The organism is Nonomuraea sp. NPDC049480 (assembly GCF_044465905.1).
Taxonomy (GTDB): Bacteria; Actinomycetota; Actinomycetes; order Streptosporangiales; family Streptosporangiaceae; genus Nonomuraea.
Window position 1 is genome coordinate 67,505 of the sequence record NZ_JBITMD010000017.1, and the last position, 23,556, is coordinate 91,060.

Sequence of the window (23,556 nt, forward strand, 5' to 3'; positions counted from 1 at the left end):
TCGTAAAGCGATCCTCAATGGGGAATCAGTAGTCTCACCCCTCATGACCCGCCTCAGTCCCGTCCTCGGGCCGCTCACCTCCCGGCAGCGCTGGCGCCGGGTCAGGCTCCAGGCCTACTCCTGGTTCCTGACCGGCGCTTACCGGATGGGCGCGATGCACCCCGCCGTCTGGCGGTTCGTCGCGCGCACGTACCATCCCGCGCTGGACCGGGTGGCCGCCCGGCACGCCAGGGTGGCCTGCCAGTTCGCCGCCGTGGACGTGCCCGCCTACCGGCACTTCCTGCGGGCGAACGGCGCCGGGAACGCCAGGCGGCTGGCGGACTTCCCGGAGACCACCAAACAGAACTACGCCGGCGCATACGACGAGGAGAGCCGCTGCCAGGAGGGCAGGCTGCACCGGGCGGGCGTGATCGTGGACGAGTCGTCGGGGTCGAGCGGCAAGCCGTACAACTGGGTACGCGGGCCGCGCGAGCTCAAGGGCATCTACCGCAACGCCGCCGGGTACATCGAGCTGGTCTTCCCCGGCGACCGGCTGTTCGTGATCAACGCGTACTCGATGGGCGCGTGGGCCACCGGCACCACCACGGGCACGGCCATGGCGCGCGTCGCGATGGTCAAGAACACCGGCCCCGACCTGGAGAAGATCGCCGACACGCTGGAGCACTTCGGACCCGGCTACGACTACGTGGTGGCCGCCTACCCGCCGTTCCTCAAGCACCTGCGTGACCGGCTCGACGAGGCGGGGTTCCCGTGGCGGGACTACCGCATCCGGGGCATGGTCGGCGGCGAGGGCATGACGGAGGCGCTGCGCGACTACCTGGAGGAGCGCTTCGAGGAGGTGCGCTCGGGCTACGGGGCGAGCGACCTGACGATCGGCATGGGCGCGGAGAGCGGGTTCAGCGTGTGGCTGCGCAAGCGGCTGGCCTCCGACCAGGGGCTGCGGGACCGGCTGCTGGGCCCCGGCGAGCAGCGGCTGCCGATGATCTTCCACTACAACCCGCTGGAGACGTTCCTGGAGGTGAACGCGGACGGCGAGCTGCTGTGCACCATCAACACCAAGAGCTGCCTGCAGCCCAAGCTCCGCTACAACGTCGGCGACGAGGCCCGCCTGCACACGCTCGCCGAGGTCAAGGCGGCGCTGGGCGCCGGCGCGTACGAGCGCGCGTGGACCGACGAGCGGCTGAACCTGCCGCTGCTGTTCCTGTTCGGCCGCAAGGACTCGACGATCTCGTACATGGGGGCGAACCTGTATCCGCAGGACGTCGAGTACGGCCTCTACCAGGGCAATCCGTACGCGGCCGCGATCAACAGGTTCTGCCTGTCGCTGGAGGAGCTGCCGGGCCTGGAGTACCGTCCGGTGATCAACCTCGAGGTGCGCGGCGACGTGGACCGCGAGGAGCTGGCGGCCGTCTGCCGCAAGGGCGTCGTGGCCCACCTGAGCGCCGTCTCGCGCGACTTCGCCGAGTCGCTCAAGGAGGACCCGACGGCCGCCGACCTGCGGGTCAAGATCTACGACCTGGGTGCGGGCCCGTTCGCGGGGCTCACCAAAATGAAGAACGTCTACCTGGTGAAGGACGCATGAGGACCACGGATTTCAGCAAGGCTCCGCCGCAGGGGCAGGCGACGGCGATGTTCGTCGGGGCCACCCGCTACCGGGGGCCGCTGTCGATACTCACGCTGACGCTGACGTGGTTCCGCATGGTGCGCGACATGAAGCGGATGCGCGGCTACCGCTGGCACAAGGTCTACTGGGAGTTCCCGTTCACGCTCGGCACGCTCGCGTTCTTCGAGGACCGCGACGCGCTGCTGCGTTTCGCCCGCAGCCGGCACCATCGCAAGCTCATGCAGTGGGTGACGGACGGCACGAAGAACGCCACCGGCGGCTACATCCGGCTCTACAACGCCGAGCCCGAGGGCTACAGCAACGGTGTCTGGCGGGCCGAGGGCGGCCCGATGGCGCACATCGAGACGTTCACGCCGCTGTCGGCCGAGGACGGCGCGGGCCCGCCGGTGAGACGCCCGTGAGCTTGGAGCCGGTCGAGACCCGCCGCGACCTGCGCGCCTTCCTGTCCCTCACCGACCGCGTCTACGCCGGCGAGCCGCGCTTCGTCCCGCCGCTGCACGCGCAGGTCCGCACGTGGTTCCGGCAGGGGGTGCGGATGTACGTGCTGCGCCGGCGCGGCCAGGTCGTGGCCCGGACCACGCTGCACACCGACGCCGCGCTGGACGCCAAGCTGGGCGTTCCCGCGCAGCTGTTCGGGCTGACGGAGTTCGCGGAGGGGGCGGCCGAGGAGCTGTTCGACGGCATCCGCGCGGCCGGGCGGGCCGCGGGGCGGCAGACCGCGTTCGGGCCGGTCTCGCTGCTGCCCAACCAGGCGGGCGGCGTCATCACCTCGGGCTTCGGCGAGCGCGGTTTCATCGACAGCGCCTGGAACCATCCGTACTATCCGGTCGCGTACGAGACGTACGGGTTCGCCCGCCGCTTCGAGTCCGACACGTGGATCTGCCCGGTGCCGGAGAAGCCGGTGTTCGCGTTCGACGACGCGCGGATCGAGGCCGAGCGGCTGCGGGTGCATCGGGGCGACCGCCGGCGGGTCCGGGAGCAGCTGCCGATCCTGCGCGAGATGCTGAACGCCAGTTTCGCGCAGCTCGGCTACTACACCGAGATCTCCGCCGAGCAGCTGGCGGCGCAGACGGACGGGCTGGCGTACCTGCTGGACGAGGCGCTGCTGCTGTACCTGACGAAGGCGGAGCGGCCGGTGGCGTTCGTGCTGTGCCTACCCGACATTTCAGAATTTGTCGTGAGACGTCGGGGCAATCTGCATCTGCTGCGTCAGCTCCGCCTCCTCGCCACCCGCTCCCGATACCGCCGCGAGGCGGTGCTCATCATCAAGGGCACGGTCCCCGGCGAGCAGGGTCACGGCTACATGCGGCTGCTCTCGCGGGAGCTGCACGATGGTCTGCGCCGGGGCGGGTACCACACGCTGCGCAGCACGTACGTCGAGCGCACCAACCCCGGCTCCGCCGCCCAGTACGTCGCGATGGGCGGGCGCCCGCTGCACGGCTACACCTTCTACGCCAAGGATCTCTGAGTGAACGAGCTGCGGGCGCTCGAGCCCGACTTCTGGTGTGCGCCCAGCGCGCACAACACCCAGCCGTGGACGCTCACCTACGCCGCCGACGAGGTCGCGGTGGGCTGGGACCCCGGCAGGGAACTGCCCGTCAGCGACCCCACGGGCCGTGATCTGCGGCTCAGCATGGGCGCGTTCGTCGAGTGCTGCCTGATCGTGTGCGCGGACGCGGGGCTCGGCATCGCCTTCCGCCCCGACCCCGGGCCGCTGCGGGTGGGCTTCCTGCACAGGGCGGCGGAGCCGTACCGTACTCCGTTCACGACGGCGGACGTCCGGGCCCGCGGCGCCAACCGCGGCGAGTACCATCCGGGACGGCTGCCCGACGAGGTGGCCGAAGGGCTGGCCGGGATGCGGCGGGTGGCCTGCCGCGATCTGGCGGACCTGCTGCGCGCGGCGGACCTGCACCAGTTCGGGGACCGGGAGGTGACACGGGAGCTGCGCGCGTGGCTGCGGCTCACCCGGCGGCACCGCCGCTACCTGCTCGACGGCCTGAGCGACCGGGCCCTGACCCTCGGCCGGTTCGAGGCGCTCGCCCTGCGCGCCTCGCTCGCCTTGTACCCGGCCCTGCGCCCGCTCGGCCTGCCGCGGCTGCTTGCCGGGGCCTCCCGGGGGCTGCTGGACTACGACGGCGACGTGCTGGTGCTGGTCGGGGCGGCGGGGGACGAGGTGGAGCAGGGTCGCGTGCTGATGCGGCACTGGCTGACGCTGTCGGGCCTCGGCTACACCACGCACCCGCTGAGCCAGATCATCGACTGCGCCCCGACCCGGGAGGTGCTGGCGCAGCGGCTGGGGGTGGACGATCCCGCATCCCTCCTGCACGTGGCCCGCGTCGGCCGCCCGAAGGCGGCCGCCGTGCCGTCCCCGCGGGTGAAGCGGTCGTAGCCCCGGTCAGACCACGTGGCCGACGCGGAAGAAGCCGTCCGGGTCGTAGGCCCGCTTGACCTTCCGCAGCCGGTCGTAGTCGGCCGCGGTGTAGGCGGCCGCCGTACGACCCGGGTCGGACAGGAAGTTGAGGAACGTACCGCCGTTGGCGTACGGGCGCAGCGCGTCGGCCAGGCCGGGCACCGGGGTGTCCACGATGACCGACAGCTTGGTGCCGCGGTGGCTGACCGGGCCCGCGTCCGGACCCGGGCGGCCCATCGCGCCGCCCCAGTGCCGGATCTCGACCGTCTGCGCGTGATCGGCGGCCGCCACCAGGATGTCGGCGACCTCACCGGGGACCGCGTCGAACATGTCCATGTGCCGGTTCGGGGTGCCGCCCATCGCCGTGCCGGCGTACGCGATCGTCCGGGTCTCGTCCAGCAGTGCCGGGCCGGCCGCCCGCCACAGCGGCGCCAGCAGCCGCCTGCCCTCGGCGGCCTCGCCGGTGTACACGACCTTCACCATCATCACGTGCCGGCCGGGCAGCGGCCCGTCGGCGGGCATGCGCTTGAGCACGATCGCGGTGCTGAGCTCGTCGGGGGCGTCGTCGATCCACGTCCGGTACGCGTCCAGGGTGGCGGCCGCCGCCTCGACGGGGAAGTACGCGAACCCGGCGTAGACCTGCGAGACCGGGTAGAGCCGGAACTCCAGGGAGGTCACGACGCCGAACCCGCCGCCGCCCCCGCGCAGCGCCCAGAACAGCTCGGGATGGCTGCTCGCGCTCGCCGTGACGTGCCTGCCGTCGGCCAGCAGGACCTCGGCGCGCACGACGCTGTCGGCGGCGAAGCCGTGCTTGCGCGCCAGCCACCCGAGCCCGCCGCCCAGCGTGAACCCGGTGACGCCGACCGAGGGCGCCGACCCGGACAGCGGCGCCAGGCCGAACGGCGCCGCGGCGGCGATGACCTGGCCCCAGCGCGCGCCCGGCCCCACCCGGGCGACCCTGCGGACCGGGTCCACCAGCACCGACGCCATCGGTGACGTCCTGACCAGCACGCCGCCGTCGGGCGCGGCGTGCGTGCCGTGGCCGGTCGCCTGCACCGCGAACGGCACCCCGTTCGCCCGCGCCGCCAGCAGCGCCGTCCGCACGTCCGCCGGCCCGTACGCCTCGGCGACCAGCGCCGGGCGGGCGTCGACGCTGGGGTTCAACGAGCGGCGCAGCTCGTCGTACGTGTCCTGGCCCGGCAGGTGCACGGCGCCCTGGAAACCGGGGAGGGTGATCTCGTCCTGGATGATGTACGGCCGGCTCATCTGGGTGCCCTTCGCTTAGGTGATCTGCGACCACTGTGCTGGAGGGCGCTTACGGCTTCGTTCCCATCGCCTTACCGGCCCTCTTAAGGACTCCAGGATCTTGCCGCCGGCCGGGATCGGAATCGGGCCGTCGTCTCCATCCGCGCTACGACGCCGGTCGTACGCGGGCGGCGGTGCGCCTGCCGCTGAAGTCGTACGCCGGCCGAGGCTTTTCGGTTAGGTAAGGCTAAGCTAATCTTTTGTCCACAAGGGCGAAGCGTGCACCGAAGAGGAGAGTTCATGGCCACTGTCCCGCGACGCATCCTTGCCGCGGCGCTCGGCCTCGCCGCCGCGCTGGGCGTGAGCGCCTGTGGCGGCACGGCCTCGCCGCCCGCCGCCGCCCCGGCCTCCTCGACGGCGCCGGGACAGGGCCCCTGGACCTGGACCGACGACCGGGGCAAGAACATCTCGCTGCCGCGGCGGCCGCAGCGCGTCGTCGCCCAGTTCGACACGGCGGCCGCGCTGTGGGACTTCGGCGTACGGCCCATCGCGGTGTTCGGCCCGCACAGGCTCAAGGACGGCACCCGCGACCGGGCGGTGGGCGAGGTCGACATCACGAAGGTGGAGTCGATCGGGAACGCCTTCGGCGAGTTCAACGTCGAGAAGTACGCCTCGCTCCAGCCGGACCTGATGGTGGCGGGCATGTACGAGAAGAACACGCTCTGGTACGTCCCGGCGGAGTTCGCCCAGGCGGTCGACCAGGTCGCGCCCTCGGTGGGCGTGCAGCTCAGCGGCAGGCCCCTGGTGGAGATCATCGAGAAGTACGGCGAGCTGGCCGCCGCGCTCGGCGCGGACCCGAAGGCGGCCCCCGTGGTGGAGGCCAAGAACCGCTTCGACGCCGCGAGCGCCGCGCTCAAGGCCCTCGCCGCGGCCAAGCCCGACCTGAAGGTCATGATCGTCGCAGGGTCCCCGGAGACCCTGTACGTCACCTACATGCCCGACCACCCCGACATCAAGTACTGGAGCGAGCTGGGCCTGAACGTCGTCTCCCCGCCCAAGCCCTCGGAGGGCGGCTTCTGGGAGGTCGTGAGCTGGGAGAACGCCGACAAGTACCAGGCCGACGTGATTCTCGTGGACGCCCGCGCCCAGTCGATGAAGATCGAGGAGATGGCCGGGAAGCCGACGTGGGCCGAGCTGCCCGCGGTCAAGGCGGGGCAGGTCTACCCGTGGCGCGCGGCCGAGCGCTACAGCTACCTCGGTTACGCCCAGGTCATGGAGGAGCTCAAGGCCAACCTGGAGAAGGCGCGCGACGACGTCGTCAAGTGACGGCCACGATCTCGGCCCGGGTCAGGACGCCGTCCTCGATGGTGAGCAGGCCCACCGTGCCGTGCGGCTGGCGGCGGCGGTCGGTGGGGGAGCCCGGGTTGAAGATCCGCAGGCCCTCGCCCGACTCGTCGAGCGGGATGTGCGAGTGCCCGAACACCACCAGGTCCGCCTCGGGGAACCGGCGCCGCAGGCGCGCCGGCCGGCCCTTGGCCGGGCCGCTGTCGTGGATCATGCCGATCCGCAGCCCGTCCAGGGTCAGGTCGAGGGTCTCCGGCGCCACCACGTCGGGGCCGTCGTTGTTGCCCTTCACCACGTGAACCGGCGCGTACGCGGCGAGCTCGCCGAGCACGGACGCGACGCAGACGTCCCCCGCGTGCAGGATGACGTCCACGTCGCGCAGGTGCTCGGCGACTTCGGGCGGGCACGAGCGCCAGCGCCTGGGCGCGTGGGTATCGGACAGCACCACCACGTTCACCCCCTTCTCCTGCCCCCGCGCCGCCCATCCAGCCGTGCCCGCGGGGCGGCGCGGACGAGCTGCGCGGCCGGCGCCGGCAGCCGGCGGGATCCTCGATCACCGCAGCGCCGGAAAACAGTGTCAAGACAGGCGGGAGGCTCGGTCCTCGAGGTACCGCCGCTCCGGCAGGCTCATGGTCAGCCCGGCCGCCTCCGCGTACCCCGCCACCGCCGCCGCCGTGTCGCCGGCCATCTCCAGCAGGTGCGCGCGTACCGCGGCCAGCCGGTGGTGTCCCGCCATCCGCTCGTCGGCCGCCAGGCGTTCGAGCAGGCCGAGCCCGGCCCGCGGGCCTCGCACCATGGCCACGGCGACCGCGTGGTTGAGCTTGACGACCGGGTTGTCGTCCATGCCGGACAGCACGCCGTACAGTGCGAGGATCTGCGGCCAGTCGGTCTCCTCCGCCGTCGCCGCCTCGTCGTGCACGGCCGCGATGGCCGCCTGCAGCTGGTAGGGGCCCAGCGCCGTCGTGGACAGCGCCTTGGTGACCAGCTCGACGCCCTCGTCGACGAGCCGCCGATCCCACAGGCTCCGGTCCTGCTCGGCGAGCGGGATCAACCGCCCGTCCGGCCCCGTGCGCGCCGGGCGCCGCGCCTCGGTGAGCAGCATGAGCGCCAGCAGCCCGGCCACCTCGCCGTCGCCGGGCAGCAGCCGGCGCACCGCCCTCGCGAGCCTGATCGCCTCGCCGGTCAGCTCGGTGCGGTGCAGTTCGGGCCCCGAGGTGGCGGTGTAGCCCTCGTTGAAGATGAGGTACAGCACGTGCAGCACCACGCGCAGCCGGTCGGCGCGCTCGGCCTCCGGCGGCATCGCGAAGGGTGCGCCCGTGGCCTTGATGCGCTGCTTGGCCCGGCTGATGCGCTGCGCCATCGTCGCCTCGGGCACCAGGAACGCGCTGGCGATCTGAGCCGTCGTCAGCCCGCCCACCGCCCGCAGCGTGAGCGCCAGCTGCGAGGGCTTCGACAGCGCGGGATGGCAGCACAGGAACAGCAGCGTCAGCGTGTCGTCCTGGTCGCCGGGCCGCTCCTCGCCCGGCGCCGGCGCCACGAACTCGTCGGCGGGCACGCTCACCGCGACGCTCTCCTCGCGCCGCCGCCGCGCGTGCTCGCTGCGCATGTGGTCGATGACCCGGCGCGAGGCGACGGTGATCAGCCATGCCCGCGGGTTGTCCGGCAGCCCGCTCTCCGGCCACTGCACGGCCGCGTCGAGCAGAGCTTCCTGGACGGCGTCCTCGCAGGTGTCGAACTGTTCGTAGCGGCGTACGAGGATGCCGAGCACCTGCGGCGCCAGCTCCCGCAGCAGCTCCCCGACGTCGCCAGGCCCCCGCTCCCCGGCCCTGCTCACCCCTGATCCCCGCGGTCGCTCACGCTCTCGCTCCGGGGCCGCGTCGTCCCGTCACCGGCGTGCGGCTCACCCCTCCACCTCGTCGATGATCGGGCGTACCTCCATCGCGCACAGCTTCGCGTCCGGCCAGCGCGCCGCGATCTCCGTGGCCCGCTCCACCCCGTCGCACTCGACGATCAAATAGCCCGCCAGGAACTCCTTGGCCTCCAGGAACGGCCCGTCGGTGACCGCCGGGACGCCGCCCCGCACCTTCACGGTCCTGGCGCCGCCCGGCCCGTCCAAGGCCTGCCCGCCGACCAGCTCGCCGCTCTCGCCGAGCTCCTTCATCAGCGCGTCGACCTCGGCCATCACCTCGTCGGCCCGCTCGGCGACGGCCTGCTGCGACTCGGGGTTGGCGTAGATCATCAGCATGTACTTCACCCGGCCATCCTAGACGGCCCGCAACCCGATCAAGGCAGTTGTGTAACCCCAGCTCAGGACGCATTTCCGAGTCCGCGGCCGTTTTCCCGGCCGAGGGCGGCGGGGGGATCCGGAGCCCGTTCGGGAGGTCTGACATTCCCGAATACTCCCTGATATGCCCTATCTTAGGGAATGTTATGGAGCAATACACCGTGGAGCAGGTCGCCGGGCTGCTGGGGCTGCACGTCAAGACCGTGCGGAACTACGTGCGGGACGGACGGCTGCCCGCCGTGCGGATCGGCAAGCGGTACCGGATCGCCAAGGACGACCTGGCGGCCTTCGCCGGCATGCCGGTCGGCGCACCGGAGGCGCGGCCGCGGCACGCCGAGGTGTCCAGCATCGTGCAGATCGACGGCGTCGACCGGGCCGCGATGGATCGGATCAGCACGATGGTCATGGGCGCCCTCGCCGGGCGGCCGCACGGGTTGCGCGTGGAGTTCGTCTACGACGAGGAACGCGCCCACGTGAAGATCATCGTGCTGGGCGGGCTCGAAGCCGCCGCCCAGGTGTTGCGGATCGTCGACGCGCTGGTCCGGGACTGAGGGCGGCGTGAGCGCGATCTGCTCCTCGCGGGCGGGCACCTGCATCGCCGCCCGCACCCGAAAGATCATCGACTTCCTGGGAGACCACCCGTGCTTGATGACAGCGTTCACGTGTGCGCGGCCGACGGCCCGCTCCTGCGCGACGACCGCGACGCGCTCGACCTCATCGGCGAGGCGTGGGGGCACGGCGCCACCTGGGTCGCCGTGCCCGTCGAGCGCCTGCACGAGGACTTCTTCTCCCTGCGCACCGGCGTGGCGGGGGAGATCGCGCAGAAGTTCGTCAACTACCGGCTCGGCCTGGCCGTCGTCGGCGACATCTCCCGTTTCACCGAGACCGGCTCCGCCCTGAGTGCCTGGGTGCGGGAGTCCAACCGGGGCAACCACCTCTGGTTCGTACGCGACCTGGACGAGCTCGCGGCCCGGCGCGCCTGATTGTCAGGGTCTGATATCAGGCCCTGACATCAGACAGGGCCGCGTACGGCCGCCTCGATGCCGTCGAGCAGCACGGTCAGGCCCACCCCGAACGTCTCGCCGACCCGGTGCTCCAGGTGCGGCTCGCCCTCCCGGGGCCCGTCGTCCTCGGACTCCACCCACTTCACCATGAGGAAGCGCGCCGCGAACCCGGGCGCCACCTCCTCCAGCATGATCGAGCGCGCCTTCCACCACTCCTCGTCCGGCACGCCGGTCTCCGACGGCGCCTGCCGGGACTCGGCGACCGTCCTGGCCGCGCCGCGGACGAAGTCGAACAGCAGCGCCACCACGCCACGCAGCCGGCCGGGCCGCAGCCCCGTCAGCCGCAGGATGCCGACCACGGTGTCCAGCATCGCGAACTCGTTCGGCCCGAGCACCGGGCGGGCCTGGGACACCTGCAGCACCCATGGATGACGCAGGTAGAAGGCTCGCAGGTGCTCGGCCCACGCGGTGACGGCCGGGCGCCAGCCGCCGCTCAGGTCGTAGTCGGCGGGCAGCTCCGCCAGGGCCCGGTCGTACATGAGGTCGACCAGTTCGCCCTTGCTCGGCACGTACGTGTAGAGCGCCATCCCCGTGCGGCCGAGCCGCTCGCCGACCTTGCGCATGGACAGGGCCGCCATGCCCTCGGCGTCGGCCACCGCGATGGCGGCGTCGACGATCACGTCGACGCTGAGCCCCGGTTTGGGCCCGGGCCGCGTCTCTCCCCGCTCCTCGGTGCGCCACAGGAGCGCCATCGAACGGCGCGCGTCACCCTGCCCGGCGTAAACGACCAACGCGGCGATTCTCCTCGCGGACAGGACTCCTTACGGCATAAAGCCTATCAGCGGGCCCACATCCCACCCTCACCCGCACAGGGGAGCAGGCGCCCGGCTCATCCGGCCGGTCGGTGGGCGGCCACGGTGGCCAGCATCTGCCAGGCCGCCTCCGGGCGCAGCGTCTCGTCCGGGTCGCCCACGAAGGGGTCCAGGACGACGGTCTCCGCGCCGAGCCCGCGCAGCTGCTCGAGGTCGTCGGCGACCTGCTCGATCGTGCCCTCGCCGGCGCGCCGGTCCGCGCCCGTCACCGGCGCGTCCGTCAGCCGCAGCAGGATCCTGGGCGCGAAGGCCGGCACCGGACGGCCCTGCTCGCCGGCGATCGCCGCCAGCCGCGGCAGCGACTCGCGCAGCCAGGGGAGGGTGTTCCTGAGCGGGTGCCACGCATCGCCGAAGCGCGCCGCCCGGCGCAGGCCCGCGTCGCTGCCGCCGCCCACCCAGATCGGCACGCCGCCGGACCGGTAGTCGCCCTCGTCGGCCCAGGCGGCGCGGATGGCGGCCAGATGCTCGTCGGTCAGCCGGCCGCGCCGGCCGTGCGCCACTCCCAGGGCCTCGAACTCCTGCCGCGCCCATCCGACGCCCACGCCGAGCACCAGCCGCCCGCCGCTGAGGTCGTTGAGGTTGGCCGCCATGCGGGCCACGAGCAGCGGATGACGGTACGGCACGATGAGGACCGTGGTGCCGAGCCCGATCCGGGTGGCGGCGCCGGCGAGCCAGGCCAGGGTGGTGAAGGGCTCGTAGAACGGCGCCGGGTACTGCTCCGCGACGTCAGGGGTGATCACCACGTGGTCGGAGACCATGAGCAGGTCGAATCCGAGCCCCTCGACGGTCAGCGCCCATTGCCGAAGGACGCCGGGGTCGGTGCCGGGGCCGAAGTTGGGGACGTTCACACCGAGTCGCATCGGATCAGGTTACCGGGGTCACTGCTCCTGTGGCTCAGCAGACGCCGGGGCCCCGGCGGCCGCAGGGCGGTGCCGGGACCCGGGAATGCGCTGGGGAGATCAGTCGCCGATGCCCGACCAGTCGTCGTCTTCCGCGTTGACGTCGCCGCGCCTGTCGTCCCTGCAGGCGTCGGCGTCGCGGGTGCCGGCGAACACGCCTTGCGCGGTGACGTGGTGGTAGGTCGTGTCGTCGTTGAGCCCGAGACCGCAGCGCTCCGGGTTGTGCTGGGCCCAGTTGCTCCAGGATCCGTCCCACCTGTCCCTGTCCGCGGTGGCGGTGGCCGGGGTGGCGGTGGCCGGGGTGGCGCCGCCGAACAGCACGGCCGCGGCGAGGAACGCACCGCCGGCGGCGATGAGGCTACTTCTCATGATTCCCCCCTGTGATCACGATGTGACATCGGCCATCACTATACGTAGCGATCTTGTGGGGCCGGCGGACCGCCACGTTCGGTTTCGCCCAACGGGGGGCTCTTGACCGGCAAACTCCGAAAGGGATCGCCGGGGACGGACACGTCCGGTCTGGGGAACAAAACCTCGGCGCCCACGGGCTGGTAGCCGGCCGCGAGGAAGGCCCGCACGCTGGCCGCGTTGCCCGGGGCGACCTGCGCCCACATGGGGGCGTGTACGAGGTGGCGAGCGGATCTGGCCAGGAGCCGGCCGAGCCCGCGGCCCCGGTGCTCCGGCTCGACCTCGACCGCCGCCTCCCAGCGTCCCGCGACGCCGCGTCCCACCGCCAGCACGCCGCCCGCGCACGTCCACACGCGTACCCGGTCGCGGTACCTGCGGGCCCGCCGCACCCGCGGATGATCGGCGCCGGTGATCTCGTCCAGCCGTGCCGGAGGCGGGCCGTCGAGCGGCCCGGCCAGGACGAGCTGGTCCAGGCTGCCGATCCCGCGCCCGGTCCGCTCCGCGAGGGCCTGCAGGAACGGCGGGCAGAGCGGGGCCGACAGATCGCCGGCCGGGAGCCGGCCGCGGACCCAGTCAGGGTCGACGTCGGCGAAGACCACGCTGTGCGCGGTGAACGCGATGACGCCCAGGTCGCGGGGCGACGGCTGGGGCAGAATCGTCAGGCCGCCGTCCGGGGCCGGGGGCCTGCCGTGCTCGACGTCCGCGAGGAGACCCGCCAGCGACCGCATGCTCACGTGTCCTGGCCGGTCTCGACGGCGGCCAGGTAGGCGAGGATCCTGTCGCGGTTGCGGGACAGGCAGTCGACGCGCTGCTTGATGCGGTCCGCCTCGGCCCTGAGGAGGCCGGCCAGCTCCGGGGTGAGGCAGTCCGGGTGCAGGTGGATCTCGTCGGGTTTGTCGAGGAACGGGATGATGCGACGGATGATCTCCGTGGTGAGCCCGGAGTCGAGCAGGCCGCGGATCTGCTGGACGCGGTAGACCGACGACTCGGGATAGTCGCGGTAGCCGTTGCCGGCCCGGTCGGGGCTCAGGAGATCCTGCTCCTCGTAGTAGCGGAGCATCCGGGTGGGGACTCCGGTCCGCTGGGACAGCTGCCCGATCTTCACGTTCTCCCTCCTCCCTCCTTGCCTTCACATTGATGAGAAGGTTCCAGCATGTTCGCATGTCTGATGCGATGATCGCCGGGCGGATGCCGTGGCCGGGACTGCTGGCGCTGTTCACGGCCGCCTTCACCGCCGTGATGACCGAGCTGCTGCCCGCCGGGCTGCTGCCGCGGATGGCCGAGGCCTTGGACGTGCCGGAGGGGCGGGTCGGGTTCCTGGTGACCGGGTACGCCGTGGCGTCCTTCCTGGCCGCGATCCCGCTGACGGCGCTGCTGCGGGGGTTGCGGCGGCGGCCCGTTCTCGTCGGGGTGCTGGCGGGGTTCGCGCTGCTCAACGCCGTGACCGCGGTGTCGTCGTCCTACGCCGTGACGTTCGGGGCGCGCCTGCTGGCCGGGGCCATGGGCGGGCTGCTGTGGGCCATGCTGGTGGGGTACGCGGCGCGCATGGTGCCGGCCGCGCGGCGGGGGCGGGCGATCGCGATCGTCTCCGCCGGGATCACGGTCGCGCTGTGCGCGGGGATCCCGGCGGGCGCGGCGCTGGCGTCGGCCTTCGGGTGGCGGGCGGCGTTCGGCGGGCTGGCGGTCGCGGCGGCCGTGCTGGTGGCGTGGGTGCTGTGGACGGTGCCGGACTTCCCCGGCGAGGCGGCCGGTGACCGGGCGCCGGGAGCGGCGTGGAGAGGCGGGTGGGGGGTGGCGGTCATGCCCGGCGTGCGCACGGTGCTGGGGGTGACCGTGCTGGTGCTGGTCGGGCACCAGGCGGTGTACACGTACCTGGGCCCGCTCGCGGAGCGGTCCGGGGCGGTGCCGACGAGCGTGGCGCTGCTCGTGTTCGGCGTCGGGACAGTGGCCGGGATCTGGGTCGTCGGGGCGGTGATCGACCGCCGGCTTCGGGCGACGCTCTTGGTGGTGCTGGCCGTGGTGGCGGCGGCGATGCCGGTGCTGGGGATGTTCGGCGGGTTGACCTGGGCGGTCGCGGTGGCCCTGTGGGGGATGGCGTTCGGGGGAGTGCCGACGCTGCTGCAGACGGCGCTGGTGGACGCCTCCGGGCCGGAGAACGCGGACGTGGCCACGTCCATGCAGACCACGGTCTACAACCTCGGGATCGCCGCCGGGTCGCTGGCCGGCGGCGTGGTGCTGGAGGGCGCGGGGGCGGGGGCGCTGCCGTGGACCGCCCTTCCGCTCGTGGCGGGCGCGCTGGCGGTCGTGGCGGTGGCGCGGCGGCACGCGTTCCCGCCGCCGCACGCTAAAGGCCGTGCCTGGCCAGGGGCTCCACGAGCTCGCGCTCCTCGTACGACAGATGCGACAGCAGGCTGTCGGTGAGCAGGTCCACGGCGGCCCGCAGGTCGTCCAGGCGGCCCGTAGGTCGTCCAGGCGGGTCCGCGACGAACGCCACGAGCGCCCGGTCGATCCGCTCCAGGATCTTGTGGATGGCCTGGTGTTCCTCCTTGAGGCGGTCGAGCACGGGGGTGAGGGCGGGCTCGGCACGGCGCAGCCGGGGGAAGATCATCGCGTCCTCGCCGCTGTGGTGCATGGTGACGAGGCGGCAGTAGGACTCGCAGTAGGCGCCGAGAGTCCAGTTGTTCTGGCGCATGGTCATGGCGTTGATGTGCGAGCGGGCGGCCTCCGCGCCGAGCGCGCCCGCGGCCACCTGGCCGATCAGGTCGCGCAGCTGGGCGAGCTCGGCGCGCAGGTGGTCGTGGACGTCGATGAGGTGCCGGCCGTTGGCCTGCTCCCTGGGGGTATAGCGCCTGCCGGGGTCGGGGCGCGGCGCGGTGGGGCGGGTGCTCTCGTCCCACACGCGGACGTCGCTGAGGCGTACGCCGTCGTCCGGGGTCGGGGTGAGGCCGGACGGCGCACCAGGTGAAGCGGGCTCTTGGACGGTTTCCGTACCGGCTTGCGTGGCGCGGTGTTCAGCGGCTTCCGTACCGGCTCGCGGGGCGCGGTGTTCAGCGGCTTCCGTACCGGCTCGTGAGGCGCGGCGTTCCGCGGCGACGAGCTCGCGTACGGCGGGAGCCGTCTCCGCGGCGAAGCGCTGGATCTGGGCCGGGTCGCCGGCCATGAAGGTGAACACGCTGACGCCGTGCTCCAGCGCGAGCTCGGCGAGCCGGACCGGCGGCAGCTCCTCGCCGAGGTTGAGCAGGCGGCGGATGTCGCCCGGCGAGCGGCCCGCCTCGGCGGCGGCCTCGTCGATGACGGCGTTCCCCTCGGCGAGCGCGGCGGCGCTCCTGAGGTAGGGGAGCGAGGGCAGCCAGCCGTCGGCGAGCCGGCCGGTGAGGCGGAGCATGCGGGGCTTGTACGCGCCGAGCCAGATGCCGATGTCGTGCGCGGGACGCGGCCCGCGCGGCGCGCCGTCGACCCGGTGGTGCACGCCGTCGAACCGGATGCCGCCGGGCGCGCCGGTGTCCCAGGCGGCGCGGATGATCTGGATGCCCTCCTCGAGCGCGTCCACGGCCTGGCCGGGCGTCAGGCGCGGGGCGCCCATGGAGGCGATGGCGTCCCAGTATCCTCCGCTGCCGAGGGCCAGTTCGAACCGGCCGCCGCTGAGGATGTCCAGGCTGGCGGCGGCCTGGGCGAGCATGGCCGGCGGCCGCAGCGGCAGCGGGTGCACGTTGCCCGCCAGCCTGATCGTCTGGGTGGCGGCGGCCACATAGCCGAGCAGCGTCCAGGTGTCGAGCAGGGCCGGCTGGTACGGGTGGTCCTGGAACGTGACGAGATCGAGCCCGGCACGCTCGGCGAGCTGGGCGAGGGCCACAACAGTGTCGGCGTGCTCTGCAGAAGGCACGATGTTGACGCTGAAGAGCAGGTCGTGGCCGTAGTCCGGCATGGAGGCTCCTTGGGTCGCGCGCCCATTAGTTGGTGATACGAACAGTTGGCTGTACGAAGGAAAATAGTTCGTGTCGCGAACGGCTGTCAACTAGACTCGGTCGCGTGGTCACGACGAAGCAGCCCGCCCCGCGCTTCAGCGAGGCGCTCGTCCGGCTGGCGCATCTGGTCCAGCAGGTGTTCGTCGAGGTCGGCAGGGAGCACGACCTGACGCCCCAGCAGGCCCAGCTGCTCTGCCTGCTCATCGGCGGGCCCGTCGGGATGACGGAGCTGAGCCGTACGCTGCACCTGGAGAAGTCGAGCCTGACCGGCCTGGTGGACCGGGCCGAGAAACGCGGGCTGGTGGCCCGCGTCCGTGACACGCGCGACCGGCGGACCTGCCGGATCGCGCTGACCCCCGACGGCGAGCGGATCGGGGTGCTGGCGCACGACGGGACGACCGAGCGGCTGGAGGCGCTGGCGGCGGAGCTGCCGCGGGAGCATCGCGACCTGATGGCGGCCGCGATCGGCGCGATCCTGGCCGAGCACACCGTCAGGACCGGCCGCGTCTGGCCTCCCCCGAAGGGTGACGACCCGGCCCGCTGAGTCTTCTCGCCGCCGCCTGGAGCGGGCCGCGTGCCCTGTTCGCCGCCGGCGCAGCTCTCCTGGGGGAGTCCCTTCCCCTGGACGGGCGCGTACGGGCCTGGTGCGGGGCGTGGTAATGGCGAATCGAGGAGCTCTTTTGCATGCCTTCACGTCCGCGCGCCCCGGCGCTGACCCCTCCGAACCGCGGACCGCGTTCTTCCTGCCCGGCGCGGGGCTGTGCGCAGTCGTTCGAGGCCCGAGGGCGCCCACCTGCGGAGCCAGGCGGACGTCGCCGCCTACGCCGCCCACCGCATGCCCGCCACCTATGCCGCCGCCGCGACGGCCATGAGCCAGGCGGCGGCGCTGGCGCGGGGCTTCCAGCCGGCGATCCACCTGGACGCGGGCGGCGGCACCGGCGCGGCGATCTGGGCGGCCGGCGCCACATGGCCGAGCCTGCGGCAGGTCACCGTCATCGAACGCGACCCGCACGTCGGGACCGCCCGCAGGTCGTACGCTGGCTCGCCGACGGCGCCGCCATGGTGATCATCATCGAGCCCGGCACCCCCGCCGGCTACGCCACCATCGCCGCGGCCCGGCAGGTGCTGGCCGAGCAGGGGATGACCATCGTCGCCCCCTGCCCCCACGAAGGCCGCTGCCCGATCCAGCCCGGCCGCGACTGGTGCCACTTCTCCGTCAGGCTCCCCAGGAGCTCACTGCACCGCCAGGTCAAGTCGGGCACGCTGAGCTTCGAGGACGAGAAGTTCTCCTACGTCGCCGCCGCGTCCGGCCGGTGGCCGGGGGCCGGCGCACGGGTCCTGCGCCATCCGCAGAAACGCAAGGGCGTGGTGTCCCTGCGCCTGTGCACCGAGCAGGAAGGGGTGCGCGACGTGATCGTCTCCAAGCGGCAGGGCGACCTCTACCGGCGGGCCAGGGACGCCGGCTGGGGCGACACCTGGCCCGGCTCACCTCGCTCGTCATCGTCGTCCCCCCGCCCGGCGGGAGGCGTGAAGCCGGCCTCGACTCGGCGGTAACGCACCAGAACCCCGCCGGGCGCGCCATCCTAGAGTGGTGCGCACAACCGATCTTCTCCACGCCCTGTACGCCCGCCGCCTGCGCCGCCAGGTCACGGCGGGCCCGCTGCCGAAGCACGTCGGCCTCATCATGGACGGCAACCGGCGCTGGGCCAGGCAGATGGGCATGGCCAATCCCAGCATCGGCCACCAGTACGGCGCCGAGCACATCCAGGACGTGCAGTCCTGGTGCGAGGGCCTGGGCATCGAGCACCTGACCGTGTTCCTCTGCTCGACGGAGAACCTCCAGCGCCGCGGTGACGAGGAGGTCGCGTTCCTGCTGCGGGTGATCGAGCGGATGGTCGCCGACCGGCTCGACCGGCCGGACGCCCGCTGGCGCGTCCACGTCGCCGGCCTGCTCGACATCCTGCCCGACACCACCGCCCGCGCGCTCAAGAGCGCCGTCGAGGCCACCCGCACCTGCGAGACCGGCTTCCACCTCACGCTGGCCATCGGGTACGGCGGCCGCCAGGAGGTCATCGACGCCCTGCGCGAGCTGCTGTACGAACGGGCCGAGGCCGGCCAGTCCATGGTGGACCTGGCCGCGACCCTGACCGTGGACGACATCGCCAGGCACCTCTACACCGCCGGGCAGCCGGACCCCGACCTGGTGATCCGCACCAGCGGCGAACAACGCATGTCCAACTTCCTGCTGTGGCAGTCGGCCTACTCCGAGCTGTACTTCTGCGAGGCGTACTGGCCGGCGTTCCGCGAGATCGACTTCCTGCGCGCGCTGCGCAGCTTCGCCGCCCGGCAGCGGCGCTTCGGCGGTTAACCGGTTGCCGTGCCCGGCGCCGGGGTGCTGGGGTGGCCGGATGGATGTCAACGAGGTGTTGCGCGAGTTCGACCGGCAGTTGCGGCGCGAGGCCCTGCCCGACGGGCCCGACGCCGAGGTGGAGCGGGCGGGCGGCGTCGTGCGGCACGTCGGCCCCGAGCAGGGCTGGAACGGCGTCCTGTGGTCGGACCTCGACGACGGCACGGCGGACGCGGCGATCGCCGAGCAGGTGCGCTTCTTCGAGGCGATCGGAAGGTCGTTCGAGTGGAAGCTCTACGCCCACGACCTGCCCGCCGACCTCGACCGCAGGCTCCTGGCGGCCGGTTTCACGCCTGAGCCGGCCGAGACGGTCATGGTCGCCGAAACCGCCCACGTCATCGGGGACGCCGCGCCCGTCACCGGCGACCCGGTCGCCGATCCGCGTGCCGGCGCGGGGTTGCCCGAGGGCGTGCGGTTGGCACCGGTGATCGACCAGAGCGGCGTGGAACTGGTGGCCGACGTGCACGAGCGTGCCTTCGGGGCCACCCGTGACCGGATCAGGGAGCGCCTGCGCGCCCAGCTCGCCACCGGCACCGTCGTGGCCGTCGTCGCCATGGCAGGCGACGTGCCGATCAGCGCCGCCCGCATGGACCTGCACCCGGGCACCCGGTTCGCCAGTCTTTGGGGCGGCGGCACCGTCCCGGAGTGGCGCGGGCGCGGCGTCTACCGGGCGCTGGTCGCCTGCCGCGCCCGCGTCGCGGCCGCACGCGGCTACGACTACCTGCAGGTCGACGCCTCCAGCCAGAGCCGGCCCATCCTGGCGCGGCTCGGGTTCGCGGCGCTCACCACGACGACGCCGTACACGCGTCCTTGAGTATCCTTGATCTGCCGCCACCATCGAGGAGATCCGCACGTTGCCCGGAACCGACCCGCGCCAGCTCGGCCTGCTGGCCGACTGTGACAACTGCTTCGGGCTGTGCTGCGTCGCGCTGCCGTTCTCGGCCTCGGCCGACTTCGCCGCCGACAAGGCTACCGGCGACCCCTGCCGCAACCTGCGCGACGACTTCCGCTGCTCCATCCACGAGCGGCTGCGGCAAAGCGGCTACCCCGGCTGCACGGTGTTCGACTGCTTCGGGGCCGGGCAGAAGGTCTCGCAGGTCACGTTCGAGGGCCGGAGCTGGCGGCAGGCGCCGGAGACGGCCCGGCAGATGTACGCGGTGTTCCCGGTCATGCGGCAACTGCACGAGCTGCTGTGGTACCTCGCCGAGGCGCTGACCCTGGAGCCCGCCCGGCCGATCCACGCCGAGCTGCGGCAGGCCCTCGACGAGACCGGGCGGCTCACCCGCGAGAGCGCCGACGTGCTGGAGAAGCTCGACGTGGCGGCGCACCGGGCCGAGGTCAACACGCTGCTGCTGCGGACGAGCGAGCTGGTCAGAGCCGTTCACCGGGGCAAGGACCGCAGGGGAGCCGACCTCATCGGGGCCCGGCTCAGGGGCGCCGGCCTGCGCGGGGCGAACCTGCGGGGCGCGTACCTGATCGGCGCCGACCTGCGGGGCGCCGACCTGCGGCAGGCCGACCTGATCGGGGCGGACCTGCGGGGCGCGGACCTGGCGGGCGCCGACCTCACCGGCGTCATCTTCCTCACCCAGGCCCAGCTCAACGCCACCAAGGGCGATGCCGACACCCGCATCCCGCCCACCCTCACCCGCCCTTCGCACTGGGCGGAGACCCGCCGCGAGCCCAAGCCCGGGCGCGGAGCCCGTGGCAGAGGCCGTCGCGCCAATCGATGATGCCGGACATATGTGTCCGGGGAATGTCCGCTTGATCGCCTGGGGCTGTGGGCCGGCACGTCCACCGGGGCGGAGTTCACCACGCCAAGGCGAATCGGCCCTCTCCCCGCGGTACCGAGGTCTGCGCCGAACTCTGGTTCACAAAGCTCGGCGGCACCTGTTCGAGCTGGGGCCTGCCCTGCGACCTCATGTGAATTCGAGGTCCTCGGCGCGTTCGAGCAGAGCCCGCCGCTCCGATCCGGCGGGAAGGAGGGCGGCGGCCTGCCGGAACAGCGCGGCGGCGCCGCCACGGTGGCCGAGGCGGGCCGTGAGGTCGGCCTGTGCCGCGACGGCGAGCGGGTAGTGCTCCAACGCGCCGGTGGCGAGTGCCTGATCGAGCAGCGCCAGCCCGGCCGACGGTCCGTACGCGTAACCGTGGGCCACGGCGCGGTTGAGGGCGATCACCGGTGAGGGATGGATCTGGAGGAGCTCGTCGTACCACCCGGCGATGGCCCGCCAGTCCGTGGCGTCGGCGGCCGGCGCGGTGGCGTGACAGGCCGCGATCCGGGCCTGCAGGACATAGGGGCCGTCGGATCGGGCCGCCGCCAGCGTTTCCAGGCCTTCGCGGATCGCCGCGCGGTCCCAGCGGCCGCGGTCCTGCCGGTCGAGCCTGAGGAGATCGCCGCGGCCGTCCCGGCGGGCGTCGCGCCGGGAGTGCTGGAACAGCAGCAGCGCCAGCAGGCCGGCGACCTCGTCCTGGCCGGGAAGCAGCTCGTGGAGCAGGCGGGCCAGCCGGACCGCCTCCTCGGCGAAGGCCGGCTCGCCGTCGGCGACGTAGCCGCGGGTGAACAACACGTACAGCACCCCGAGCACGCCGGGGAGCCGCTCGGCCAGCGCCGGGCCGCGCGGGACGGCGTACGGGATCCGCGCGTCCGCGATCTTCGACTTGGCCCGGGTCAGCCGCCGCGTCATGGTCGCATGGGAGACCAGGAAGGCGCGCGCGATGTCGGCGGCCGGCACCCCGCAAACGGTCCTGAGCGTGAGCGCCACCCGCGCCTCCAGGGCGAGTGCCGGGTGGCAGCACGTGAAGATCAGCCGCAGGCGGTCGTCCACGACCTCCTCCTCGGGATGCGGTGGCGGGGCGGCAGGCGTGAGCTCTGCCAGCTCTTGCAGTTTGCGGCGCTCGACGGACGCGCGGCGCAGCACGTCGGTGGCGCGGTTGCGGGCCACGGTCATGAGCCAGCCGCCGGGATTGGCCGGCACGCCGTCCCGATGCCACTTCTCCAGGGCGAGCGCCAGCGCCTCTTGAGCGCTGTCCTCGGCGAGCGTCCAGTCGCCCGTGACGCGGATGAGGGTGGCGACGATGCGCGTGTACGAGTCCGCGGCGGCCGCCGCGACGGCCTCGGCCGTCGCGGCGGGACGTGGCCCCATCGTCACAGGTCGGCGAACGGCCGCAGCTCCAGCCGCCCGTGCCGGGCCATCGGGTGCGCCCGCGCCACGTCGATCGCCTCGTCGAGATCGGCGCACTCGAGGATGTCGTAGCCCACGATCACCTCCCTGGTCTCGGCGAACGGGCCGTCGGAGACCAGCAGCTCGCCGGCGCGGACGCGGACCGTCGTGGCCGACGACACGGGCGCCAGCACGTAGCCGTCCAGCCGCCGGCCGCGCGAGTCGTTGTCGGCCACCCACTTCTCGATGTCCTCGTCGCCGGTGGAGCCCGGGTCCGGCTGGGCGTCGCTGCAGACGAACATCATGTACTTCATGTCAACCGCTCCTCGGTGTCGTGCTGTCATCAGGATGACGAACGGGCTCCCGGGATCCGGACACACTCTCATCAAAGGAGGCGGGACGGCAGGTCCGTGGCGTCGCCGAGCGACTCCAGCAGGTCGCGCAGGGTGCCGGCGAGCTCCTCGCGCCGCTCCATGCCGAGCGTGGCCAGGACGCGGTGCTCGGTCGCGACGTGGTCGGGCAGCACGCGCTCGATCAGCGCGAACCCCTCGTCGGTGAGCGTCACCTGGACGCCGCGCCCGTCCGACTCGCTCGGCGTACGCGTCACCAGCCCGCGCTCCTCCAGCCGGTCGAGCCGCTGCGTGATCGCGCCCGAGGTGACCATGGACGCCCGCATCAGCCCGGCGGGCGTCAGCCGGTGCGGCGGGTCGCTGCGGCGCAGCGTGGCGAGCACGTCGAAGGAGGCCGCGTCGAGCCCGTGCGCGGCGAACGTACGCCGCAGCTCGGCATCGATCAGCCGCGAGAGCCGCGACAGCCGCCCGATCACGGCCATCGGGGAAACATCCAGGTCAGGGCGCTGCGCGTGCCACTGTTCGAGCACCAGGTCGACGTGATCTGCCACGGCTCCACCCTATCGATGTCTTAGCGGTGAGGTAAATCATCTGGCCAAGTCGCTTAGTGCTGAGATACTTTGTCTTAGTGCTAAGTAACCGACGGGGAATCGTCCTGCTGACCGCGCTGACCCCCGCCATCTGGGGGACCACCTACCTCGTCACCACCGAGTTCCTGCCGCCCGGCCGCCCCTTGCTGGCCGCGGTGGTACGCGCCCTGCCCGCCGGGATCCTGCTCGTCGCCATCACCCGCCGCATGCCCCGGGGCATCTGGTGGTGGCGTGCGCTGGTGCTCGGGACGCTCAACATCGGGGTGTTCTTCGCGTTGCTGTTCGTGGGCGCGTACCGGCTGCCCGGAGGGGTGGCCGCGACCGTCGGCGCCATCCAGCCCCTGCTGGTCGCGATGCTGTCGGCCGGGCTGCTGCACGAGCGGCTGACCCCGCGCACCGTGGTCGCCGCCGTGGCGGGCGTGGCCGGGGTCGGGCTGCTCGTCCTGCGGGCCGACGCGCGGCTGGACGCCCTCGGGGTCGCGGCCGCGCTCGGCGGGGCCGCCGTCATGGCCGTCGGGGTGGTGCTGAGCAAGCGGTGGCGGTCGCCCGCCCCGCTGTTGGCCACCACCGGCTGGCAACTCGTGGCCGGCGGACTGGTGCTGCTCCCTGTGGCGCTCGCCGTCGAAGGGCCGCCGCCGGCCACGCTGACCGCCGCCAACCTCGCCGGGTACGCCTACCTCACGCTCATCGGGGCGGCCGTCGCGTACGCGCTGTGGTTCAGGGGGCTGCGGGAGCTGTCGGCGACCAAGGTCACGTTCCTGGGCCTGCTCAGCCCCGTGGTGGCCACGGTGCTCGGCTGGATCGTGCTCGGCCAGCGGCTCACCGCGGCCCAGGTGCTCGGCGCGGCCATCGTGCTGGCCGCCCTCGTGGCCGCCCAGGTCCAGCCCCGCCGCACCCGGCCCCTGCCGGCGGTGGCGCCCCGCGTACTGATCGGCAAGGAATCCTGACGCGTATCGTCGACAGCGACCTCGTCCTCCAGATGCTCACCCGGCATCG

General features: G+C 72.8%; 26 protein-coding genes and 1 pseudogene. 14 read left to right on the forward strand and 13 right to left on the reverse strand.

The features are described 5' to 3' along the window. Nucleotides 1-43: 43 nt before the first annotated feature. Genes ACIBX3_RS38350 through ACIBX3_RS38365 form a run of 4 tightly spaced genes read left to right on the forward strand, consistent with a single transcriptional unit; the run spans nucleotide 44 to nucleotide 4,013 of the window. The gene (locus tag ACIBX3_RS38350; protein WP_397125443.1) at nucleotides 44-1,582 is read left to right on the forward strand and encodes a phenylacetate--CoA ligase family protein; all 1,539 of its coding nucleotides are present in this window, start codon (nucleotides 44-46) and stop codon (nucleotides 1,580-1,582) included. After that, nucleotides 1,579-2,025 (forward strand): DUF4188 domain-containing protein, encoded by a 447-nt coding sequence (locus tag ACIBX3_RS38355; RefSeq protein ID WP_397125444.1) that lies wholly within the window; start codon nucleotides 1,579-1,581, stop codon nucleotides 2,023-2,025. The genes ACIBX3_RS38350 and ACIBX3_RS38355 overlap by 4 nt, the downstream gene beginning before the upstream one ends. Continuing rightward, a complete protein-coding gene (locus ACIBX3_RS38360) occupies nucleotides 2,022-3,092 on the forward strand; it encodes a hypothetical protein (RefSeq protein WP_397125445.1) in 1,071 nt (356 codons plus the stop codon). Before ACIBX3_RS38355 ends, ACIBX3_RS38360 begins: the two co-directional genes overlap by 4 nt. After that, on the forward strand, nucleotides 3,093-4,013 hold the full coding sequence (locus ACIBX3_RS38365; protein WP_397125446.1) for a hypothetical protein: 921 nt from the start codon (nucleotides 3,093-3,095) through the stop codon (nucleotides 4,011-4,013). A gap of 6 nt (nucleotides 4,014-4,019) precedes the next feature. On the opposite strand, the gene ACIBX3_RS38370 is transcribed toward ACIBX3_RS38365, so the two are convergent. Then, nucleotides 4,020-5,300 carry an FAD-binding oxidoreductase gene (locus tag ACIBX3_RS38370; protein WP_397125447.1) on the reverse strand — a complete coding sequence of 427 codons (1,281 nt, stop codon included), beginning with the start codon at nucleotides 5,298-5,300 and terminating at the stop codon, nucleotides 4,020-4,022. Between the two features lie 279 nt (nucleotides 5,301-5,579). Between ACIBX3_RS38370 and ACIBX3_RS38375 the strand changes: the two genes are divergently transcribed. Next, a complete protein-coding gene (locus ACIBX3_RS38375) occupies nucleotides 5,580-6,605 on the forward strand; it encodes an ABC transporter substrate-binding protein (RefSeq protein WP_397125448.1) in 1,026 nt (341 codons plus the stop codon). Here the strand turns inward: ACIBX3_RS38375 and ACIBX3_RS38380 are convergent. The 3 genes from ACIBX3_RS38380 to ACIBX3_RS38390 all read right to left on the reverse strand — a co-directional run bounded on the left by ACIBX3_RS38380 (nucleotide 6,598) and on the right by ACIBX3_RS38390 (nucleotide 8,868). Then, nucleotides 6,598-7,080: a metallophosphoesterase family protein gene (locus tag ACIBX3_RS38380; protein ID WP_397125449.1), complete on the reverse strand. Its 483-nt coding sequence runs from the start codon at nucleotides 7,078-7,080 to the stop codon at nucleotides 6,598-6,600. The genes ACIBX3_RS38375 and ACIBX3_RS38380 overlap by 8 nt on opposite strands. A 120-nt stretch (nucleotides 7,081-7,200) precedes the next feature. Then, the gene (locus ACIBX3_RS38385; RefSeq protein ID WP_397125450.1) at nucleotides 7,201-8,457 is read right to left on the reverse strand and encodes an RNA polymerase sigma factor; all 1,257 of its coding nucleotides are present in this window, start codon (nucleotides 8,455-8,457) and stop codon (nucleotides 7,201-7,203) included. 66 nt (nucleotides 8,458-8,523) lie between these two features. Next, on the reverse strand, nucleotides 8,524-8,868 hold the full coding sequence (locus ACIBX3_RS38390; RefSeq protein ID WP_397125627.1) for a YciI family protein: 345 nt from the start codon (nucleotides 8,866-8,868) through the stop codon (nucleotides 8,524-8,526). A gap of 185 nt (nucleotides 8,869-9,053) precedes the next feature. Between ACIBX3_RS38390 and ACIBX3_RS38395 the strand changes: the two genes are divergently transcribed. Next, nucleotides 9,054-9,458: a helix-turn-helix domain-containing protein gene (locus tag ACIBX3_RS38395; RefSeq protein ID WP_397125451.1), complete on the forward strand. Its 405-nt coding sequence runs from the start codon at nucleotides 9,054-9,056 to the stop codon at nucleotides 9,456-9,458. A gap of 90 nt (nucleotides 9,459-9,548) precedes the next feature. Further along, nucleotides 9,549-9,890: a DUF4180 domain-containing protein gene (locus ACIBX3_RS38400; RefSeq protein ID WP_397125452.1), complete on the forward strand. Its 342-nt coding sequence runs from the start codon at nucleotides 9,549-9,551 to the stop codon at nucleotides 9,888-9,890. 29 nt (nucleotides 9,891-9,919) lie between these two features. Here the strand turns inward: ACIBX3_RS38400 and ACIBX3_RS38405 are convergent, their stop codons facing one another. The 5 genes from ACIBX3_RS38405 to ACIBX3_RS38425 all read right to left on the reverse strand — a co-directional run bounded on the left by ACIBX3_RS38405 (nucleotide 9,920) and on the right by ACIBX3_RS38425 (nucleotide 13,195). Continuing rightward, nucleotides 9,920-10,702 carry a TetR/AcrR family transcriptional regulator C-terminal domain-containing protein gene (locus tag ACIBX3_RS38405; RefSeq protein ID WP_397125453.1) on the reverse strand — a complete coding sequence of 261 codons (783 nt, stop codon included), beginning with the start codon at nucleotides 10,700-10,702 and terminating at the stop codon, nucleotides 9,920-9,922. 98 nt (nucleotides 10,703-10,800) lie between these two features. Beyond that, complete coding sequence (locus ACIBX3_RS38410) at nucleotides 10,801-11,643, reverse strand: LLM class flavin-dependent oxidoreductase (protein ID WP_397125454.1); 843 nt, start codon at nucleotides 11,641-11,643, stop codon at nucleotides 10,801-10,803. A 99-nt stretch (nucleotides 11,644-11,742) separates the two neighbouring features. Beyond that, nucleotides 11,743-12,051, reverse strand: coding sequence for a hypothetical protein (locus ACIBX3_RS38415; RefSeq protein ID WP_397125455.1), 309 nt, complete (start codon nucleotides 12,049-12,051; stop codon nucleotides 11,743-11,745). Between the two features lie 38 nt (nucleotides 12,052-12,089). Beyond that, nucleotides 12,090-12,818, reverse strand: a complete 729-nt coding sequence (locus ACIBX3_RS38420; RefSeq protein WP_397125628.1) for a GNAT family N-acetyltransferase — start codon at nucleotides 12,816-12,818, stop codon at nucleotides 12,090-12,092. A 2-nt stretch (nucleotides 12,819-12,820) separates the two neighbouring features. Beyond that, complete coding sequence (locus ACIBX3_RS38425; protein ID WP_397125456.1) at nucleotides 12,821-13,195, reverse strand: MerR family transcriptional regulator; 375 nt, start codon at nucleotides 13,193-13,195, stop codon at nucleotides 12,821-12,823. A 56-nt stretch (nucleotides 13,196-13,251) separates the two neighbouring features. On the opposite strand from ACIBX3_RS38425, the gene ACIBX3_RS38430 reads away from it, so the two are divergent. Further along, nucleotides 13,252-14,511, forward strand: coding sequence for an MFS transporter (locus ACIBX3_RS38430; protein ID WP_397125457.1), 1,260 nt, complete (start codon nucleotides 13,252-13,254; stop codon nucleotides 14,509-14,511). Here ACIBX3_RS38430 and ACIBX3_RS38435 read toward each other — a convergent pair. Continuing rightward, on the reverse strand, nucleotides 14,435-16,015 hold the full coding sequence (locus ACIBX3_RS38435) for an LLM class flavin-dependent oxidoreductase (RefSeq protein ID WP_397125458.1): 1,581 nt from the start codon (nucleotides 16,013-16,015) through the stop codon (nucleotides 14,435-14,437). The genes ACIBX3_RS38430 and ACIBX3_RS38435 overlap by 77 nt on opposite strands. Nucleotides 16,016-16,119: 104 nt before the next feature. On the opposite strand from ACIBX3_RS38435, the gene ACIBX3_RS38440 reads away from it, so the two are divergent. The 5 genes and pseudogenes from ACIBX3_RS38440 (at nucleotide 16,120) to ACIBX3_RS38460 (ending at nucleotide 20,192) form a co-directional block, all read left to right on the forward strand. Beyond that, a complete protein-coding gene (locus ACIBX3_RS38440; RefSeq protein WP_397125459.1) occupies nucleotides 16,120-16,599 on the forward strand; it encodes a MarR family winged helix-turn-helix transcriptional regulator in 480 nt (159 codons plus the stop codon). Between the two features lie 291 nt (nucleotides 16,600-16,890). Next, nucleotides 16,891-17,609 (forward strand): annotated as a pseudogene (locus ACIBX3_RS38445) (small ribosomal subunit Rsm22 family protein). Nucleotides 17,610-17,646: 37 nt separating this feature from the next. After that, nucleotides 17,647-18,423, forward strand: a complete 777-nt coding sequence (gene uppS, locus ACIBX3_RS38450) for a polyprenyl diphosphate synthase (RefSeq protein WP_397125460.1) — start codon at nucleotides 17,647-17,649, stop codon at nucleotides 18,421-18,423. A gap of 40 nt (nucleotides 18,424-18,463) precedes the next feature. Beyond that, entirely contained in the window at nucleotides 18,464-19,276 is an 813-nt protein-coding gene (locus ACIBX3_RS38455; RefSeq protein ID WP_397125461.1) for a GNAT family N-acetyltransferase, read from the forward strand. 40 nt (nucleotides 19,277-19,316) lie between these two features. Next, the gene (locus tag ACIBX3_RS38460) at nucleotides 19,317-20,192 is read left to right on the forward strand and encodes a pentapeptide repeat-containing protein (protein ID WP_397125462.1); all 876 of its coding nucleotides are present in this window, start codon (nucleotides 19,317-19,319) and stop codon (nucleotides 20,190-20,192) included. A 186-nt stretch (nucleotides 20,193-20,378) separates the two neighbouring features. Here ACIBX3_RS38460 and ACIBX3_RS38465 read toward each other — a convergent pair whose 3' ends face one another. From ACIBX3_RS38465 to ACIBX3_RS38475, 3 genes are all read right to left on the reverse strand, one after another. After that, nucleotides 20,379-21,602, reverse strand: coding sequence for an RNA polymerase sigma factor (locus ACIBX3_RS38465; RefSeq protein WP_397125463.1), 1,224 nt, complete (start codon nucleotides 21,600-21,602; stop codon nucleotides 20,379-20,381). A gap of 2 nt (nucleotides 21,603-21,604) precedes the next feature. After that, nucleotides 21,605-21,934 (reverse strand): YciI family protein, encoded by a 330-nt coding sequence (locus ACIBX3_RS38470; RefSeq protein ID WP_397125464.1) that lies wholly within the window; start codon nucleotides 21,932-21,934, stop codon nucleotides 21,605-21,607. A gap of 71 nt (nucleotides 21,935-22,005) precedes the next feature. After that, a complete protein-coding gene (locus ACIBX3_RS38475; RefSeq protein WP_397125465.1) occupies nucleotides 22,006-22,521 on the reverse strand; it encodes a MarR family winged helix-turn-helix transcriptional regulator in 516 nt (171 codons plus the stop codon). A gap of 77 nt (nucleotides 22,522-22,598) precedes the next feature. On the opposite strand from ACIBX3_RS38475, the gene ACIBX3_RS38480 reads away from it, so the two are divergent. Beyond that, entirely contained in the window at nucleotides 22,599-23,507 is a 909-nt protein-coding gene (locus ACIBX3_RS38480) for an EamA family transporter (protein ID WP_397125466.1), read from the forward strand. The last annotated feature ends 49 nt before the right edge of the window (nucleotides 23,508-23,556 follow it).

Excerpts from the sequence above, each read along its gene's own strand:
- ACIBX3_RS38350 (WP_397125443.1), top strand. The coding sequence starts at position 44 with ATGACCCGCCTCAGTCCCGTCCTCGGGCCGCTCACCTCCCGGCAGCGC.
- ACIBX3_RS38355 (WP_397125444.1), top strand. The coding sequence starts at position 1,579 with ATGAGGACCACGGATTTCAGCAAGGCTCCGCCGCAGGGGCAGGCGACG.
- ACIBX3_RS38370 (WP_397125447.1), bottom strand. The coding sequence starts at position 5,300 with ATGAGCCGGCCGTACATCATCCAGGACGAGATCACCCTCCCCGGTTTC.
- ACIBX3_RS38375 (WP_397125448.1), top strand. The coding sequence starts at position 5,580 with ATGGCCACTGTCCCGCGACGCATCCTTGCCGCGGCGCTCGGCCTCGCC.
- ACIBX3_RS38390 (WP_397125627.1), bottom strand. The coding sequence starts at position 8,868 with ATGCTGATGATCTACGCCAACCCCGAGTCGCAGCAGGCCGTCGCCGAG.
- ACIBX3_RS38395 (WP_397125451.1), top strand. The coding sequence starts at position 9,054 with ATGGAGCAATACACCGTGGAGCAGGTCGCCGGGCTGCTGGGGCTGCAC.
- ACIBX3_RS38410 (WP_397125454.1), bottom strand. The coding sequence starts at position 11,643 with ATGCGACTCGGTGTGAACGTCCCCAACTTCGGCCCCGGCACCGACCCC.
- ACIBX3_RS38415 (WP_397125455.1), bottom strand. The coding sequence starts at position 12,051 with ATGAGAAGTAGCCTCATCGCCGCCGGCGGTGCGTTCCTCGCCGCGGCC.
- ACIBX3_RS38420 (WP_397125628.1), bottom strand. The coding sequence starts at position 12,818 with ATGCGGTCGCTGGCGGGTCTCCTCGCGGACGTCGAGCACGGCAGGCCC.
- ACIBX3_RS38430 (WP_397125457.1), top strand. The coding sequence starts at position 13,252 with ATGTCTGATGCGATGATCGCCGGGCGGATGCCGTGGCCGGGACTGCTG.
- ACIBX3_RS38435 (WP_397125458.1), bottom strand. The coding sequence starts at position 16,015 with ATGCCGGACTACGGCCACGACCTGCTCTTCAGCGTCAACATCGTGCCT.
- ACIBX3_RS38455 (WP_397125461.1), top strand. The coding sequence starts at position 18,464 with ATGGATGTCAACGAGGTGTTGCGCGAGTTCGACCGGCAGTTGCGGCGC.
- ACIBX3_RS38465 (WP_397125463.1), bottom strand. The coding sequence starts at position 21,602 with ATGGGGCCACGTCCCGCCGCGACGGCCGAGGCCGTCGCGGCGGCCGCC.
- ACIBX3_RS38470 (WP_397125464.1), bottom strand. The coding sequence starts at position 21,934 with ATGAAGTACATGATGTTCGTCTGCAGCGACGCCCAGCCGGACCCGGGC.